Here is a 16,725-nt window from a genome sequence, read left to right as displayed (position 1 = left end):
TCACGAGTACATCGACGTGATCTGGCCGGCGTAGCGCTCGAGAATGACGCGACGTTTGAGTTTTCGGGTCGGGGTAAGCTCTCCGCTTTCCTCGGTGAACTCGTCGGGCAGGACAACGAAGCGTTTGAGCGTCTCGGCCCTGGCGAGTTTTTGATTGATATGGTCGATATGAGCCTGAATATGGACCAGGAATTCGGGATGGTCAGCGAGTTCGCGGAGGTCGGTGGGTAGATCATGCTGGCGAGCGAAGTCGGCGGCGAGTTCCGGATCAAGGGTCAGGAGAGCTGCGAGGTATTTGCGTCCCTCGCCGACGACGAGAGCCTGGCTGACGATATCGAGTTCGCGGAGTCGGCTTTCGATCGGAGCCGGAGGGATGTTCTTGCCCCCGGAGGTGATAATGAGGTTCTTCTTACGGTCTGTGATCGTTAAAAAACCGTCGGCATCCAGGCTGCCAATATCCCCGGAGTACAACCAGCCATCGACCAGCGTTTCGGCGGTCTTCTCCGGCTCGTTGAAATAACCCATAAAAACATTGGGGCCCCGGACCAGGATCTCGCCATCATCGGCGGTCATGATGTCGACCCCTGGCACCGCGCGCCCGACCGTTCCGAACTTGCTCATCCCGGCGCGGGGGTAGTTCATGGTGGTCGGGCCGGAGCCCTCGGACTGGCCGTAGATCTCGCGGATAACGATGCCCAGGCTCATAAAGAACTCCAGCACATCATCACCGATGGGAGCCGCGGCGCTGATGGCCAGGCGCAGGCGATCGAGCCCCACCTGTGCGGCAACGCGCTGGAAGAAGAGCCGACGAGCCACGCGGTAGCGCAGCGCGCCTACCCCGCGGGGAGCACCGTACTTGACGATGTCATGGCCGGCCTCCACCCCAACCTCCCGCGACCAGCGCACGACCGCGGCCTTCACACCGGTGGCCTCATTGAGGCGGGGTTCCAGCGCCGCCCGGAACTTCTCCCAGACCCGGGGCACCGCGAAGAAGAGTGTGGGCCGGGCCTCCACCAGGGCGTCCCGCACCTTGTCCACGCTCTCGGCAAAGTAGACTGGGTAGCCCAGCGTCAGGGCCAAGTGAATCGAGAACATCTGCTCGGCGATATGTGAGAGGGGCAGATACGAGACCACACAGTCCCCGGGTCCCCCCCGGGTGTCGCCGGCCAGCACATTTCCCACAACATCGAAGGCCATGTTCGCGGTGATCGCCAGGTTATTATGGCTGAGCATCACCCCCTTGGGCGCTCCGGTGGTCCCGCTGGTGTAGATGAGTGTGGCGAGCTCATCTTCCTGGATCTCTTTAATACGCTGATCGACCTCGGCCTGATGGCCGGCGCCCCCTGCCAAAAAGTCCTCCCAGCTGACCACACGTGGATCGTCGATCGCGTCAGCCTCGCGGATCATGACGACCTGGCAGAGGTGCTCAAGCTCATCGAGGATGGAGCGGGCTTTCTCCCATTGCGCAAGATCGGCGAGCACCAGCACCCGGGCCCCGGAGTGCTTGGCGATGTAGGCCATCTGTTCGGCGCTATCGGTATGGTAGATACCGGCGGGCACGTTTCGGGCGATCATGGCGCCGACGCTGGCGATCACCCACTCCGGGCAGTTAAACCCGCAGATGTTGATGCGCTCACCGGGCTCCAGGCCCCGTGCGATGAGCGCCCCGGCAAACGCGCGGGCCTTCTGCCCGTACTCCGCCCAGCTCCAGGAATGCCAGGCATCCCCCTGCCGAAAGTACAGGGCCGGTTGCCCGGCACGCGCCTCCACCTGCGTTACGAAGCGATCGATCACGGTATCGCGCATCTTTTCCTCCACGAGGTCGATGAGGGGGCTGGCCAGCGGAGCCTTCGAGCTTGGTGTATGAGGCCGAGTGTACTGCTCGAGAAGCTCCGGTGCCAGCAAAGGCGGGGGGAAGATCGCACGGGCATTTCGCCGCGCTACAACACGAGATGGCGCTCCCTCGGTCAGAAGATGGCGCTCCCTCGGTCAGGCCATTTGAGCCTCCGGAAAAGCAACATCACCCGCGCTACAACACGAGATGGCGCTCCCTCGGTCAGGTACTTGAGCCTCCGGCGGAGCCCCCCCCGGCACGGAATCAGGTGGGCATCGGCGAGGAACGCGAGTCGCCAGGCAACAAAAAACCCCGAGGCCGCAGCGGGTCTCGGGGTTGCATGCTCAGCGGGTCATCCAGGATGAGCCGGCGGCGCCACTTTAGCGCACCAGCGTCAGATCCCAGCCCAGCAACGCGCCTTCATCGGTGCCGGCATGGTCGACAACCTTAAGTGACCAGTTCCCCTCGGCGCTCAGGCCCACAAAGTCCGTGAGGTGATAGGTCTCAAAAAGATCGGCGCCGGCCTGGCCATTGGCTTCGCGCAGCACCACCGAATCCCCCGAGGGGTGAATCAGCTCGATCGACAGATCGCCCACGTAGGGATGGGTGATGAGCACATCCACGCTGGCTGCAAGGACGTTGGAGGTACCGATCACCTCAATGGTGCTCAGCGCACCCTGAGGATCGTTGTCGGGGATGGCCACCTCTTCTTCGCTGCTGAAGCGGGCGGGCTCCCCTTCGCAGAGCGGCGAATCGATGCAGGACTCATCGGCGCAGCTAAGCGTTTCGCCGCAGACCGGATCGGGCTCCGGCTCTTCAAACACCGGCAGCTCCGCGGCACGGGCGCTTAAGAACTCCTCGACGTACCGATACGAGATGTAGCCGTAGCCGTCGGGCATACGCTCATCGGCGTGATCGGTGCCCCAGCTCCCGGTGCCCCAGCTGTTTTTAAAGATGAAGAAGCCCGACTCGGTCAGGGGCTCGCCACTTTCATCGAGCATCACCTGGCCATTCTCATCGACGCGCTCCACGCTCAGGGTGTCGTCCCAGCCCACCAGCAAAAAGGCGTGGCCGGCGCGCTTCTGGCGGCTGGCGGTCTTATCAGCCTCATTGGGGTAGAGGACGTATCCCTTGCGGGCGTACTCCCGGTTGGTGGGCAGGCTGGAAGCACCGTGATTCCAGGCCTGGTAGTAGAAGTCACCACCGACCACCACGGCGGTGCCCTTGTTCTTCATCACGGCCTTGATGTCACGCTCCCGTGTGGAGAGCCAGCGACTGGTCGGGAGCTTCCACTTCGGTGCCTCAACCGCCTCTTCGGGAGGGTGGCCGTTGGTGTGACACTCGGTGGGGCGATCGGCCTCGGAACCCACGCAGCGCTCGTCGTTCGAGGCGCCCCAGGGACGCGACTCATAGGGCCAGTACGCCTCTTCGACGACGCCGTACTCGCTGATCGCCTGGAGGTTGTAGCGCGAACTCGACCCGGACGTATTGGGGAAGGAGCCCACCTCAAACTTCGCCGACCACTGAAGGTACTGCTCGGAGAAGTCTTTATCAGGGTAGGTGCCCTCCTTGATGTAGAGGTGCTCCATCAGCGCGACGGCGGCAAAGATGGAGCAGACCCCGCGGCTGCCCTGGTTGGCCGTGGGCGATTGCTGCTCGATCAGATCGTAGAAGGTCGGCGCGAAGACCTCGTCACCTTTGGCCTCGCCGGGCAGCGTGGCGTTATCGGGCGCCCCCTCCATCAGGGTATCAAGATTCTCCAGCGGCGGCGCGAAGAGCTCGCCATGGTCGGGGTTCGCTCCCTCGACATCCACGCCTTCGCCACAGCCGGCCAGCACCAGGCTTGCGCCCAGGGCCACCCACCACCACTGTCGGGTATTCTTCGCCATAAAAAGTCTCTCAAGAGTCAAGATGCTGCGGGTTTATCAGAGGCGCACAGGCCAGGGGCACAGAGCAAAAGCCCCATGACGCCGTGCGTCGATTCCATACGGAGTACCGCGCAGCTTAATCAATACTTACAAGCATTTGCAACCACTTCCCTACATGCTCCTACCCCTTCGATGAACTCTTTGCGCAAGGAAACGCGCATAAACGTTCCAAACGTTTCAATCTTCCCTCATTGGCCTCTTAATCGTTTCAAATCCGAAACATTTCTGCGCTCTTCCCTCTCCGGGGGTGGCGCATCCTTCGCCCGAACTCGCCATTTGAGCGCGTCTGCCCGGCCTCATCCCCCCTCCGGGGCGATCTCCGAAGACGCTGGCACAGACGTTGCGATACTCTTCCCCCAGATGGAGCGCACCTTGCGCCCCCCTCTCTAGATACGCATCCACCAGATACCCCACGCCGGGAGAAGCTATGAGCGTCAAAGACCTGACCACACGCGAAGAGATCGAGGCCATCATGCAGCCGGGCGGCCCACCGGTCCTTATCGACTTCTGGGCCGGCTGGTGTGGCCCCTGCCGCATGATGGCCCCTCAGTATGAAGAGGCCGCCCGGCAGATGGCCGACTCCCCGGTCGCCTTTTACAAGCTGGACACCGAGACCTACCCCGCGCTTGCGCAGGCCTTTAACGTGCGCAGCCTCCCGACGGTGATGGCGATCCAGGACGGGCAAATTCAGGAAGTCTCCATCGGAGCTAAAAATGCTGCGAACCTGGTGAGCCTTGCTCAACGGATCAATCCTGACCGTCCGCCCGGATTCTTTAAGCGCCTTTTCGGCGGGTGAGCCCGATGATGGATGCGCCACCCCCGGTCAGATATGGGCCGCATAATTAGCGGACGATGTCCTTCCCTCGGTCAGACGTGGACCGGTCGGACGTGGGCCGCATAATTACGGACAGATGCGCCACCCCCGGTCAGACATGGGCCGCATAATTAGCGGGCGATGTCCTTCCCTCGGTCAGAATGTCGCGCGCGTAAGGGCGACCTCGGCCCGCCCTCTTTTTGAGATATCTGAGATCTCTGTGCGCGTCGGCAAAGAGGGCTTTCGGGCAAAGAGCTGCCGCGCAGACTTACCATCAACGATGATGATGGATACCTTCAAAAAGCGCTTCTTTACCAGGGCTGGCGTGTGCCCATTCGACATGAATCCCCCCACGTTGATGAGACCTTAATGATGCCTTTGCTTCGCCGCCTGAACTCACCGCTGGCCGGATTGCTTCTCTGCAGCACCTTCCTGCTGAGCACAGCCTGTGATCGCGCCGCCACCTCAAGCCCCCCGGCTTCCGCTGAAGCCTCCAGACCGGCCGAATCCACAGCAATCACACCCCGTGAGAAGGACTCCGCAACCGATGCCCCTCACCAGGAGGACGTGGCCAGCGCGCAACCGATGCCCGAAGGCTGGCGTGCTGTCGCGACCGAGGAATTAAATGATTCCCAGCAGGCGCAGCTTCAAAAAGCCCGGGATGCCCGCGACACCCTGGCCAGCACCCTGATGGGACGCGTCCTCAGCGTGGTTAAAGAGCAGGGAGCGCCCGCCGCGGTGGAGGTCTGCCACAGCGAAGCCAGCGAGCTGACCGCCGGTGTGGGCGAGCAGCACGGGGTGACGATCGGGCGCAGCTCCGACAAGTTGCGCAATCCCGATAACCAGGCCCCGCCGTGGGCAACATCCCTGGTCAACCCGCAGGGCACCCCCGGGCTGGCGGTCGGTCCCGGGGAGCAGCTGGGGATGCTGGCCCCCATTCGCATCGCCCGGCCCTGCCTGACCTGCCATGGAGAGCGCGAATCGCTTGCACCGGACATTGCCCGTAAGCTCGAGGACTACTATCCCCGAGACCAGGCAACCGGCTATGCCGAAGGCGATCTTCGAGGATGGTTCTGGGTAGAAGTCCCGCCCCTGGACTCGTAATTCGCAGCGTCTCTTGTGCCACGATGTTCTACCCCCGGTCAGACCTGTTGGGCGCCTATCAAGACCGAGGGGCGTCATGCGTTGTCCGTGCCCTGAGCGCCGCATAGAAGGGCAAAACGCTCAAACACCGCCGGTCGCCATGGACTCCGTCGCACCAGCGGGTCCCCTGGCGAGCACCATCGTCGGGGCGGCGCCAGGGAGCAAATCCCCGACCTCGCAGGCCGCGGATTCGCAGCGATAGAGGGTCTGCAGGGCCTCCAGAGAAGTCTCCCCTGGCTCCGGCCCGTCACACAGATGCCGCACCGCTTCCACCAGTAAACGCGCCGATACGTACTCTCGCCGCGCCAGATCACGGGCCGCGATCAAAGCGGCCATCCCGGCGTCGCTCCCGGCGTACCCCTCCGACTCTACCGACACCCAACTCCGAAGCGCGCACGCGGCCTGTCGGGCCACATCAACGCGGGCGTCGTGCACGAATTCGCGCTGGCACACCTCGACCGCCCGCTCCAGCTGTGCCAGGGCCACCTCCAGCGATCGTTCTACAAAATCGCCGGGGCAGACCCCGCAAAACGCGCGATTCATCGTCTCTTCAAACGCGGCTCGACGCGGAGAGCCCGCAGCCTTGAGAGCGTAAAAGCGCATCTGCATCATCTCGAAGAGTTGCCAGTAGCCCTCCTCGGCCCCTGCTTCTGCCTGATCCAGCTCTTCCATCCCACGATCGGTGACGCCGCCGTCTTCGCGCAACGCCTTGAGTGTTTCCTCAAAACGCTGTGCCGCCTGCTCAAGCAGCGACGCGCACAGCTCGAGACTCCCCCGCGCAACGGGGTGTTCAACATCCAGCGCTTCGACCACCTCGCGAGCGTGCCTGAGCCTGGTAAGCAACCTCGAATCAAACGACATCTCCTTCATGGTTCGCTCCATCCGTAGGTCTGCACGCACCCTATACGCGCGCACAGACAGTGCACAAAGGCGTCCCCCCTACTGCCATGATGGCGGGGACCCGAAACATTGACCTGCTTCTAGCGATGAAGGCCGAACATTAATGAGAAGTTCGCAGAGGTTCAAGGCATCGTGACCTGAGGTCGCCACCGACAGCAGCGTCTTAACGCCCCCACACGCTGACTGCCGAAGCCATCTTCGGGCATGTCGCGCATGATTCACTCCACATCCGAGGGTCGCGCATTTTAACATCCGAGGGTCGCGCATTTTAATATCCGAGGGTCGCGCATTTTAACATCCGAGGGTCGCGCATTTTAACATCCGAGGGTCGCGCATCCGCGGCGATTTCGCTTCACCAACACCGAGCTGCAATCGAAGTTCAATCGCCAACGAACACTATTAATCGCTCGATCGCGTGAAGTGATATTTCTTTCACCTCGCGCGATGCGATGGCATACTCTCTTTATCCAAACCCCAACCATGAGGTGCTTTCGCTATGACGCAGCCCCCGGTCGATGCTTCTTCGTCAGCCCCTTTCGTCAGCGTTCCTCAACCCGCCGGTGTGCCTATTTTAGGCAATCTTCCGGCCTTTAAACGCGATATGCTCAGCGCCCTGATGGCGGCGTTTCGAGAGCACGGCGATAAAGTGCGCTTTAATCTGCTCAGCCGGCAGGCACTCTTTCTCGCGCATCCCGACGACCTCAACCATGTGCTGATCCGCAACAACCGCAACTTCACAAAATACACCCGCGGCTATCGCGTCATGCGCCAGCTGCTGGGCAATGGACTGGTCACCAGCGAGGGTAGCTTCTGGTTACGGCAGCGGCGCATCGCCCAGCCCTCATTTCATCAAAAACGCATCAACGCGTTTGCTGAAACCATGGCTCGGGTCGCCGAAGACCGGGCGCACAACTGGGAACAGCTCCTTAAAAATAGCGGCGATGGCGCACCCCCGGTCATTCAGCTCAACGCCGAAATGGCTCGAATCACCCTGGATATTGTGGGCTTTACCCTCTTGAGCACCGAACTCTCCAGCCACAGCGCCCGGGTCAACACCAACCTGGCCTTCATTCTTAAAGAGGTCACCCGCCGCATTCGCGTCCCCTGGTCGCTCCCGCTAAGCGTGCCCACTCCGGGCAACAACCGGGTCAATCGCGCGATCGCCCGACTCGACGCAGTCGTCGAAACGATCATCTCTCGCCGACGCCACAGCGCTGAGAATCCCGAAGACCTCCTGACCATGCTCATGGAGGCCCGCGATGAAGATAGCGGCGAGGGAATGACCGATGCTCAGCTGCGCGACGAGGTGATGACGATCTTCCTGGCGGGATTTGAAACCACGGCCACCGCGTTGACGTGGACCTTTTACCTGCTCTCGCTTCACCCCGAGGCCATGGCCGCGCTCCACGCCGAGTTGGATCAGGTGCTGGAAGACGGTCGGATGCCCACGCTCCAGGATCTCCCGCGCCTGGAGTGGACGCGTATGGTCATTGAGGAAGCGATGCGACTGTATCCGCCGGTCCCCATGCTCGCACGTACTGCGGCCGAAGATGACGTCATTGGCGGCGTTGAGGTCCCGGCGAAGACTTTCATCATCCTCAGTCCTTATATCACCCACCGACACCCGGCGTTCTGGGACGAACCGGAGGTTTACAACCCGGAACGCTTTCGCGATCCGAAAGCCGATCGCCCCCGCTTCGCCTACTACCCCTTCCTGGGCGGCCCGCGTCAATGCATCGGCAAGTCATTTGCCATGATGGAAGCTCAACTGGTGCTGGCGACCCTGGCCCGGCGCTTTAAGCTCGAGCACGCCGCCAGCACCCCGGCACAACTCAATGTCACAGTCACGCTGGGAGCTCAGGGCGACATCCCGATGAAGCTCACCCGACGCTAATCCCGACAGCTCCCTTTCAACGGGGCGATGCCCGGCCCATACGCAGATATTTCCCTTCCAACAGGGCCGGGGCATCGACAACATCCTCACCGCTAGATGTTCCACCCTCGGACGCGCTCAACGCCCCACCCTCGGACACGAAAAAATCAACCTTTTAAACACCTTAGAACCAACAACCGCTGCATAATGTCCCACCCTCGGACGCACTCAACAGCGCTCAATGCCCCACCCTCGGACGCACTCAACAGCGCTCAATGCCCCACCCTCGGAGGCTCAAAAGTCACTCGATGTCCCACCCTCGGACGCGCAAATAACCACACGATGTCCCACCCTCGGACGCGCTCAACAGCGCTTCGCCCGTTCTAAACTTCCGGACTCACTCGCCCTTCAACTCCCCGGCCAACATGCCAAGCTGCGGTTTGAGAAGGCTAAGCTCCTGAAGGCGCCGCTCCCCATCTTCACTCAGAAATGGACGCATCAGCCCCACCGCATGACGGGGGCTCACCCGCACCCGGCCGTGAGACTGTCGAGCCAACGCCAGGATCATGTACGTGCCGTAGAAGAGCCAGGCGGTGTCCGCGGCGTTCACCTGGCGATCCACAATTCCCCCCTGTTGCCAGCGCTCAATATTCGCGGTGAGCAACCCGACGACCCGTTTCTGATAAGGCAGATAGACCTCGCGTACGTCTGACTCATCAAGTTCGGCCAGAACCAGGAAGATCATCCGCGCCAGATCCTCACTGCTCTGAAGCAGCCGCGTATAAAACTCCATGCAGCTGACGATGGCCTCCACCGGATGCTCGTAATGCTCGTCGAGAATTCGCTCCAGACCCCGGCTGAGTTTGCCGGCCGTGTGCTCAATGGCCGCAATGAAGAGCTCTCGTTTGCTGCGGTAATAGCGGTAGAGCAACGCCTCGGTCACCCCGGCTTGCTCGGCAATCCCTTTGGTGGTGGCACCATGATACGTCGAACGGGCAAACACGCGGATCGCGCTCACCAGGATCTGTTGCTTTCGCTCCGCTGCGGGAAGTCGACGGGTGGACACGATGAGACGCTCCCGAAAAGAGGGGGGGACATTGAGGTGATTTTAGAGGGGTCACACAGGGTTAGCCCACGCGTCAAGCCGGAGCTACCCCGAAGACCGGCGCCCCTTGCCTCTCGGCGATCCGCTCTCTATGCTCGTCGGGCCCCCTGCCCTGAAACGAGCCTCGACGATGCCTGCACAGCTTTCTCCATCCCACCGCGCGCTGACGCTTATGGCGGCCTTCTGGCTGACCCTGGCCGGCGCGCTGGTGCTCCTGGCCCCCGCCCAGGCCTGGGGATGTGCACCTGAGGCCGCCGCGTCTCAAAGCGCCGAAGGCGCTGAACGCTCGGACGATACCGAGCTCACCGACGACGAGCACCACAGCGCCCAGGACGACTGCTGCCCGGGAGAGCTGGCTCACGGAGAATGCGCCGCCGACTGCGACTACTGCGGCTGCTGCGGGCATATGGTCGGGGACGTCGGCTGGACGCTTGCGCTGAGCCGCTGCCCGGCCGCCATCGAACTGATGGTGACGACCTCCCAGACCTCCGAGGGGCACGGCACACGCCACTTCAAGCCTCCCCAGGCGCTGGCCACTTACGCCTGAACTTCTCCAACATTTCACTCACTCATCCGGGTGGAAGACCTGCGCCTTTGCGGGCATCCCTCCCATCTCGCCAGCAGCGTAACCTGCGCTCAGGCGGCGAGTTTGGCGTCGTATGCCGTCTGAGGGGTGCCGGATCCGCCACAAGCTGTGGCGCGCTCCACCCCCGGAGACTTGATGATGCACCTACGACTCGCGGCGATCGCCGCGTGCGCGTTGGTGGCCGGTGCAACTTTGTGTCCGAGCCAGACCCGCGCACAAGAGCCCCCAACGCCGGGACTCTCTCAGATCCTCCAACGCGCACATTGCGTCGCCTCAACCACCCATGACGCGGGCTTCGCAGAAGATGCCGCCCGCGGCCAGGTCGCCGCCGCCGAGCGGCTGCTAAGCGGCGCCCCGGAGCTCTCGCTGCACTCCGGTCCCCGCTTTCGAAGCAACGCCGACTCCAACGTCCCCGAGCTCGATATCGGAGCAGAGATCGGCCTGGAGCTGGGGCGCCCCGGCGATCGTCGCCGGCGGCGAACCCTCGCCAAGGCTCACCTGCACCTGTCGCGCGAAGCACACCGTGCCGAAAACGCCGCCTTTGTACATCGCGCGCTCCGACTCTACGTCCACGCAGCACTCGCCCAGGAGCGCGCCATACAGGCCCGCGAACGCCACGCCCTGAACGCCCAACTCGCCAGCGCTGCCCGGGCCCAGTCCCACACCGGAGACGCGGGCGCGCTTGATGCGGAGCTCGCTTCGCTGGCCGAGGAACGCTCCCAAGCACAGGCCGCCGGCCTGGAAGCCACCGCGCGGGCCGCCACGCGAAAACTGCAAAGCTCATTACAACCCACCGAAGAGGCAGAACTCCCCGGCGTAAGGATCCCCAAACGCACGTTCTTTCGAGAGCTTGCCGAGGCCCTGGAGCAATCAGACGGCACTTCTCTACGCGCCGACCTGCTCGCCAGACATCTGGCGGAGCTACAAGCACGCGCTCACGTGACTCGCGCCCGCCGCTGGCCAGGTCTACGCATCAGCCTGGGAGCGCAACGCGAAGGCACTGAGGCGCTCGCTGCCCACCTGGGCCTGGGGTTTGCTTTTGGCTCCACCGCCCAGCGCCGAGCCGAGGCCGACGCCCTGGAGGCGGCCGCCTCCCGCGCCCGGAGTGCGCGTAAGCTCGAGCTCGAACGCCAGCGCTCCCGGGGGCAGGCACTATCCCTGCTGCTCCGCGAGCTGCTCCATGAACTCGCTCTCGTTGAGCAAGACCTGCTCCCTCGTCACCGCTCCCTTCGCCGGCGCTACGCCGACGCCTACCGAACCGGCGCTCTTCCCCTGAGCACATTGCTTCTCCATGAACACGAGTTTCTGGCGACCGAACAAGCGCGCCAGATCCTGCTCGGTGAACTGCTCCACACCAGCGTCGACGCGCTCGAATGGCTTGAATTCTCCTGGCCCCAGGCCTCATCTCCCCGGGAGGCATCATGCGGACTTTAATCTCTCTCCAGCTCCCCTCAACATCGCGCTTCCCCGCAAAAAACAGGGGGAATGTCCCACCCTCGGATGTGCACGATACCTCTACCTTACTCGGAAATGTCCCACCCTCGGATGTGCACGACACCTCTACCTTACTCGGAAGTGTCCCACCCTCGGATGTGCACGATGCCCCTCACTCGCTGGAGCAACTCGTTCATGAAGCACCCCACTCAGTGCCGGTAGCGCCCCTGATTCGAGCATCACAACGCATCTCCCGGCATCACTCCCCTCCAGGAGAAATCGGAGGCCTTATGCATCCTCTCGCTTTTCTCAAGTTCGTCGCGATTCTGGTGACGCTTCCCCTCACCTTCGCCTGTGAAAATGCGCCCGATGCGCCACCCTCGGAAGCACAACATGCTCCACCCTCGGAGGCGCCTCTCCGCACCAATCCCAACGACTGGTGCGCCGGACACGACATCCCCGAATCCATGTGCACGAAGTGCAACCCCGAACTTATCGACGGGTTCAAACGCCAGGGTGACTGGTGCGCGGAGCACGACTTCCCCGAATCCGCCTGCCCCTTCTGCAACCCCATCACTCCCCCCTCCCAGACGCCGGGCCACCGACACACACCGACGACGACCGCCGGTGACGTCCACCTGATGACCGCGCAACCCGGCGACTGGTGCGCCGGACACGACATCCCCGAATCCATGTGCACAAAGTGCAACCCCGAACTTATCGACGGGTTCAAACGCCAGGGTGACTGGTGCGCGGAGCACGACTTCCCCGAATCCGCCTGCCCCTTCTGCAACCCGATCGCCGCACCCACCGCCGGAGTCGTGTTGCACACCGCCGATCACGAAGAACTCGCCGGCGTCGAAACCTCACCGGCCCGCGCCGAACAAAGCACCGGCGAAACGCACGCCCCGGCCCGTATCATGTACAACACCGACCGCCTGGCCGAGGTGCGAACCCTCCAAGAGGGGCTCATCCGCGAGGTCCTGGTCAACCTCGGCGATCGGGTGGAAGCAGGCCAGGCGCTCCTCAAACTCGAGAGCGCCGAGGCTGCCGACCACCAGGCCGAGGTACGAGCCGCCCGCGAGACTCTGCGTGTGGCCCGGGCACATCTGGCACGCCAGCAGTCGCTCCGCGACGAGGGCATCAAGGGCCAGCGCGACGTTGACCTTGCCAGCCGCGAGGTCGAACTCGCCCGGGCTCGCGTGCGCTCCCTCGAAGCGTCCCGGCGTCTGGGCGGCGCCCTGGACTCGCAGGGAATGCTCACCCTGCGAGCCCCGATCTCCGGCGAGGTCATTGAGCGACGCGCCACCCTGGGAGGAGTTGCCAGCGCGGATGTGGCGCTCTTCACCGTCGCCGATCGCCGCCAGATGTGGGCCGAGGTCTTTGTTCCCGGCATGCACTCTCACCTGGTGACCCTGGGACAACGCGCGCAGTTATCCCTGGAACAGGCCCCGGATGTTCAGGTCCAGGGACACGTCACCCAGATCGACAGCCGCGTCGATCCGAACACCGGTCTTCTCAAAGTTCGCCTGGAACTTGAGCCGGCCGCACTCCCGCTGCGCCACGGGGAGGCTGCACGCGCCACCCTGGAGACCGGCCCTCCCCAAACCACCCTCCGCCTGCCACGCCGCGCCGTTCAACGCTTCAATGAGCAGCGAGTGGTCTTTGTCCGCGAAGGGGCGGGCGTCTACCAGACCCGCACCATCGAAGTCCTGCGCTCCAATCGCGACTGGGTCTGGGTGCGCGGTGAACTCACCGAGGGTGAGCCCGTGGTCACCACCGGTGCCTTCGTCCTGCTGACCGAGCTGCGCGCCGAAGACATCGGCGTGGGCTGCACCCACTGAGGCTCAAACGATGCTAAAAAAACTCATCGATCTCTGCCTGACTCACCGCCCGGTGGTCCTGCTGCTTACGTTGATTTCGATAGCCTTCGGACTTGTGTCCCTGCGCGATCTTCCCTTTGACGCCTTCCCCGAGACGGCCCCCCCGCTGGTCAACGTCAACACCCTCGCCGAAGGCCTCTCCGCCGAAGAAGTCGAACTTCAGGTCACCCGACGCGTAGAGCAGAGCATCAGCGGAATGCCGGGCCTCGTTCACGTGCGCTCCCTCTCAAACTTTGGATTCTCACAGGTCACCGCCGTCTTCGAGGAAGACGCCGACCTCCTCACCAGTCGCCAACTCGTCGCCGAACGCCTGGCATCTGTGACGCTCCCCGAAGGAGTCGCACGCCCCTCCCTGGGACCGATGTCGAGCGGTCTCGGCGAAATCTTTCAGTATATACTGGTCAGCCCCGGACGCTCGCTCGCAGAGCTCCGGGTGCTCCATGACTACCAGATACGTCCGCGCCTGCTCAGCGTCCCCGGCGTGGCCGAAGTTAACACCTGGGGCGGGCACGAACCACAGATCGAGATCGTCGTCGATCCCCACAAACTACGCGCTCGTGGTCGCACCCTCGGACAGATCGAAGACGCGCTGCGCGACAATCACCTTAGCGTCGGGGGTGGACTCATCACGGAGTCCTCCGAGTCGATGACCGTGCACGGGCGCGGCCGCCTGACTTCGCTCAAAGCACTTGCTGAACTCCCGGTGGCCGGGGAGGGCGTTGCGATGTTGCGCCTGGGCGACGTGGCCGAAATCCGGCGTGGACACGCCCTGAGGCGCGGGGCGCTCACGGCCTTTGGAAATGGCGAGCATGTGATGGGGCTCGTCTTTGCACTGCCCGGTCAAAACACCCGCGCCATCGCTCAACATCTGGAAGCACGCCTCTCCCAGATACAGACCGATCTCCCCGAGGATGTTGAACTTCGAGTGGTCTACAATCGCACCGACCTCATCGATCAGATCCTCGAAACGGTGCGAAACAACCTCTTCGAAGGCGCACTGCTGGTCATTGCCATCCTCTTCGTACTCATGGGCAACCTGCGTGCCGGGCTAATTGTGGCGTTGGCCATTCCCCTCTCCATGCTCTTTGCCTTCAACCTGATGCTCAAATTCGGAGTGGCCGGCAGCCTGATGAGCCTGGGGGCAATCGACTTCGGGCTGCTCGTCGACAGCTCCGTCATCATGGTTGAGAACGCCGAACGCCGCCTGGCCGAGGCCCCGACCGATGCCGATCCGCTGGAGGTGGTACGCGATGCGGCCGCCGAGGTACGCCGCCCGACCCTCTTCGGCGAACTCATCATCACCAGCGTATACCTGCCGATCCTGGCGCTGGAGGGCGTCGAAGGTGCGCTCTTCCGCCCGATGGCGCTCACCATGATCTTTGCGCTCCTGGGCTCCATGCTCCTCTCGCTGACCCTGACTCCGGTACTTGCCAGCTACCTCTTAACCCGACGACAGCGCCCCGAGCCCTGGGCTGCTCGCCAGCTCAAACGACTCTATACCCCGGTGCTCGACCGGGCACTGAGTCACCGCTGGCCGGTGGTTGCCATCGGACTGGGCTGTCTCATCGCCGCCGGAGCGCTCTCCACAACCCTGGGAGCGCGCTTTATCCCCCGGCTCGAAGAACGCGCCATAACCGCCAATACCGTCCGCCTGGCAGGCGTATCCCTGAACGAAACGCTGCGCTACGGCACTCGCCTCGAAACACACCTAAAGTCAGAATTCCCAAACGAAATCAAACACATCTGGACCCGAACTGGCACCGGAGAAGTTGCCACCGATCCAATGGGTCTGGAGGTGAGTGATATCTTCATCATGCTCCACCCCCGGTCGCGTTGGACCCGCGTCAGCACTCAAGAAGAGCTTACTGACGAGCTCCGCACCTTCTTCGAAAACGTCCCCGGCCTACGCACCACCCTCTCCCAGCCCATTGAACTCCGCATCAACGAGCTCAGCTCCGGACTTCGCAGCGAACTCGGCATCCGCCTCTTCGGTGATGACCTCGAGGTCTTACGCGATAAGGGCCAGGAACTCATGGCGGTACTCGCTGGCGTCAAAGGCATTGCCAGCCTGAGCACCGAACAGCTCCTGGGACAGCATGTGGTCGAAATCAACGTCGATCACGAACGCGCCATACGCGCCGGGCTCAGCGCCCGAGAGGTCTTGCGCGCCGTGGAACTCATCGGCGGGCGCCCCCTGGGAGAGTATTATGAGGGAGAAGTGCGCCTTCCCCTGGTGCTCCGAGTCAATGAACCCTTGCGTCAACAGCCCGAATTGCTGGAAGAACTCCCGCTTACCGGCCCTCAAGGTCCGGTGATGCTGGGAGAGGTCGCCCGAGTTTCTGTACGCCCGGCGCCGGCCTCGCTCAACCGTGAATGGGGCCAGCGCCGCCTACTGATACAGGCAGAACTTCAGACCGACGACGTCCTCTCCGTAGTCCACGCTGCCCGGAAGGCGGTCGACGAACACTTTGACGCCCCCCCGGGCTACCATGTCACCTTTAGCGGACAATTTGAAAACTACGAGCGTGCCAGAAGTCGCCTGTTCGTCCTCATCCCGCTGACACTACTTTTAGTACTCACACTTCTCTACCTGACCTACGGTCGTTTTAGCGACATGCTTCGAGTCTTCAGCGGAGTCCCCTTCGCTGCGGTCGGAGGAGTCGTCGCTTTATGGGGGCGCGACCTCCCCTTCAGCATCTCCGCCGCCGTCGGTTTTGTGGCACTGATGGGCATCGCCGTACTCGGTGATATTGTGCTGGTTTCCACCATCCGAGGACTGACTGCCCGGGGGATTCCCACACTTGACGCTGTCCGCCAGGCCGCACTGATGCGGGTGCGGCCGGTCCTGATGACAGGACTGGTAGCCGCACTGGGCTTTCTACCCATGGCCATGAGTACGGGCGTCGGCGCCGAAGTTCAGCGACCGCTCGCCACCGTCGTCATCGGCGGAGTGCTAACCTCCACGCTCTCGACCCTGGTGGTGCTACCCGTGCTCTACGTGATCTTCACACAAACACGACGCTCATAATCCCAAAATTTCACCTTCCGAAGGTGGAGCATTCCCACCTTCGCGTCACATCCGAGGGTGGAACATCACCCGCACAAAACAAGGTTCATCGGCAACTCCCCCTCTCCTGGGCGCCAAATCCTGACTCCTTCTCACACCCGACTTTCCCCGAACGCTCCGCAACATCTCCGGCAATGTTCCGATAACAAGTACACAGG

At 62.8% G+C, this 16,725-nt stretch carries 11 protein-coding genes; 7 read left to right on the top strand and 4 right to left on the bottom strand.

What is annotated here, in order from left to right:
• Together DL240_RS13920 and DL240_RS13915 are read right to left on the bottom strand one after the other, a co-directional pair.
• Positions 1-1,806 carry an AMP-dependent synthetase/ligase gene (locus DL240_RS13920; RefSeq protein ID WP_111730515.1) on the bottom strand — a complete coding sequence of 602 codons (1,806 nt, stop codon included), beginning with the start codon at positions 1,804-1,806 and terminating at the stop codon, positions 1-3.
• Positions 1,807-2,214: 408 nt separating this feature from the next.
• Positions 2,215-3,723, bottom strand: coding sequence for a proprotein convertase P-domain-containing protein (locus DL240_RS13915; protein ID WP_111730514.1), 1,509 nt, complete (start codon positions 3,721-3,723; stop codon positions 2,215-2,217).
• 466 nt (positions 3,724-4,189) lie between these two features.
• Between DL240_RS13915 and trxA the strand changes: the two genes are divergently transcribed.
• Both trxA and DL240_RS13905 read left to right on the top strand, forming a co-directional pair.
• The gene (gene trxA / locus DL240_RS13910) at positions 4,190-4,558 is read left to right on the top strand and encodes a thioredoxin (protein ID WP_111730513.1); all 369 of its coding nucleotides are present in this window, start codon (positions 4,190-4,192) and stop codon (positions 4,556-4,558) included.
• A 387-nt stretch (positions 4,559-4,945) separates the two neighbouring features.
• Positions 4,946-5,680: a Tll0287-like domain-containing protein gene (locus tag DL240_RS13905; protein ID WP_111730512.1), complete on the top strand. Its 735-nt coding sequence runs from the start codon at positions 4,946-4,948 to the stop codon at positions 5,678-5,680.
• A 120-nt stretch (positions 5,681-5,800) separates the two neighbouring features.
• Here the strand turns inward: DL240_RS13905 and DL240_RS13900 are convergent, their stop codons facing one another.
• Positions 5,801-6,589 (bottom strand): hypothetical protein, encoded by a 789-nt coding sequence (locus tag DL240_RS13900; protein WP_111730511.1) that lies wholly within the window; start codon positions 6,587-6,589, stop codon positions 5,801-5,803.
• A gap of 526 nt (positions 6,590-7,115) precedes the next feature.
• On the opposite strand from DL240_RS13900, the gene DL240_RS13895 reads away from it, so the two are divergent.
• Positions 7,116-8,513, top strand: a complete 1,398-nt coding sequence (locus DL240_RS13895) for a cytochrome P450 (RefSeq protein ID WP_111730510.1) — start codon at positions 7,116-7,118, stop codon at positions 8,511-8,513.
• A 376-nt stretch (positions 8,514-8,889) separates the two neighbouring features.
• Here the strand turns inward: DL240_RS13895 and DL240_RS13890 are convergent, their stop codons facing one another.
• Positions 8,890-9,558, bottom strand: coding sequence for a TetR/AcrR family transcriptional regulator (locus DL240_RS13890; RefSeq protein WP_158542573.1), 669 nt, complete (start codon positions 9,556-9,558; stop codon positions 8,890-8,892).
• Positions 9,559-9,727: 169 nt separating this feature from the next.
• On the opposite strand from DL240_RS13890, the gene DL240_RS13885 reads away from it, so the two are divergent.
• The 4 genes from DL240_RS13885 to DL240_RS13870 all read left to right on the top strand — a co-directional run bounded on the left by DL240_RS13885 (position 9,728) and on the right by DL240_RS13870 (position 16,528).
• Positions 9,728-10,144 (top strand): hypothetical protein, encoded by a 417-nt coding sequence (locus DL240_RS13885; protein WP_111730508.1) that lies wholly within the window; start codon positions 9,728-9,730, stop codon positions 10,142-10,144.
• Between the two features lie 177 nt (positions 10,145-10,321).
• On the top strand, positions 10,322-11,617 hold the full coding sequence (locus DL240_RS13880) for a TolC family protein (RefSeq protein ID WP_158542572.1): 1,296 nt from the start codon (positions 10,322-10,324) through the stop codon (positions 11,615-11,617).
• A 290-nt stretch (positions 11,618-11,907) separates the two neighbouring features.
• Positions 11,908-13,461, top strand: a complete 1,554-nt coding sequence (locus DL240_RS13875; protein ID WP_158542571.1) for an efflux RND transporter periplasmic adaptor subunit — start codon at positions 11,908-11,910, stop codon at positions 13,459-13,461.
• Between the two features lie 10 nt (positions 13,462-13,471).
• Complete coding sequence (locus DL240_RS13870) at positions 13,472-16,528, top strand: efflux RND transporter permease subunit (protein ID WP_111730505.1); 3,057 nt, start codon at positions 13,472-13,474, stop codon at positions 16,526-16,528.
• Positions 16,529-16,725: the final 197 nt, after the last annotated feature.

Origin of the sequence: Lujinxingia litoralis (assembly GCF_003260125.1) — a bacterium.
Lineage (GTDB): Bacteria > Myxococcota_A > Bradymonadia > Bradymonadales > Bradymonadaceae > Lujinxingia > Lujinxingia litoralis.
Note: the sequence above shows the minus strand (reverse complement) of the source record. Positions and strands in the feature narration are given on the sequence as shown.

Coding starts and splice junctions, on each gene's coding strand:
- DL240_RS13880 (WP_158542572.1), top strand. CDS start 10,322: ATGCACCTACGACTCGCGGCGATCGCCGCGTGCGCGTTGGTGGCCGGT.
- DL240_RS13870 (WP_111730505.1), top strand. CDS start 13,472: ATGCTAAAAAAACTCATCGATCTCTGCCTGACTCACCGCCCGGTGGTC.
- DL240_RS13920 (WP_111730515.1), bottom strand. CDS start 1,806: ATGCGCGATACCGTGATCGATCGCTTCGTAACGCAGGTGGAGGCGCGT.
- DL240_RS13905 (WP_111730512.1), top strand. CDS start 4,946: ATGATGCCTTTGCTTCGCCGCCTGAACTCACCGCTGGCCGGATTGCTT.
- DL240_RS13900 (WP_111730511.1), bottom strand. CDS start 6,589: ATGAAGGAGATGTCGTTTGATTCGAGGTTGCTTACCAGGCTCAGGCAC.
- DL240_RS13885 (WP_111730508.1), top strand. CDS start 9,728: ATGCCTGCACAGCTTTCTCCATCCCACCGCGCGCTGACGCTTATGGCG.
- DL240_RS13875 (WP_158542571.1), top strand. CDS start 11,908: ATGCATCCTCTCGCTTTTCTCAAGTTCGTCGCGATTCTGGTGACGCTT.
- DL240_RS13915 (WP_111730514.1), bottom strand. CDS start 3,723: ATGGCGAAGAATACCCGACAGTGGTGGTGGGTGGCCCTGGGCGCAAGC.
- DL240_RS13895 (WP_111730510.1), top strand. CDS start 7,116: ATGACGCAGCCCCCGGTCGATGCTTCTTCGTCAGCCCCTTTCGTCAGC.
- trxA (WP_111730513.1), top strand. CDS start 4,190: ATGAGCGTCAAAGACCTGACCACACGCGAAGAGATCGAGGCCATCATG.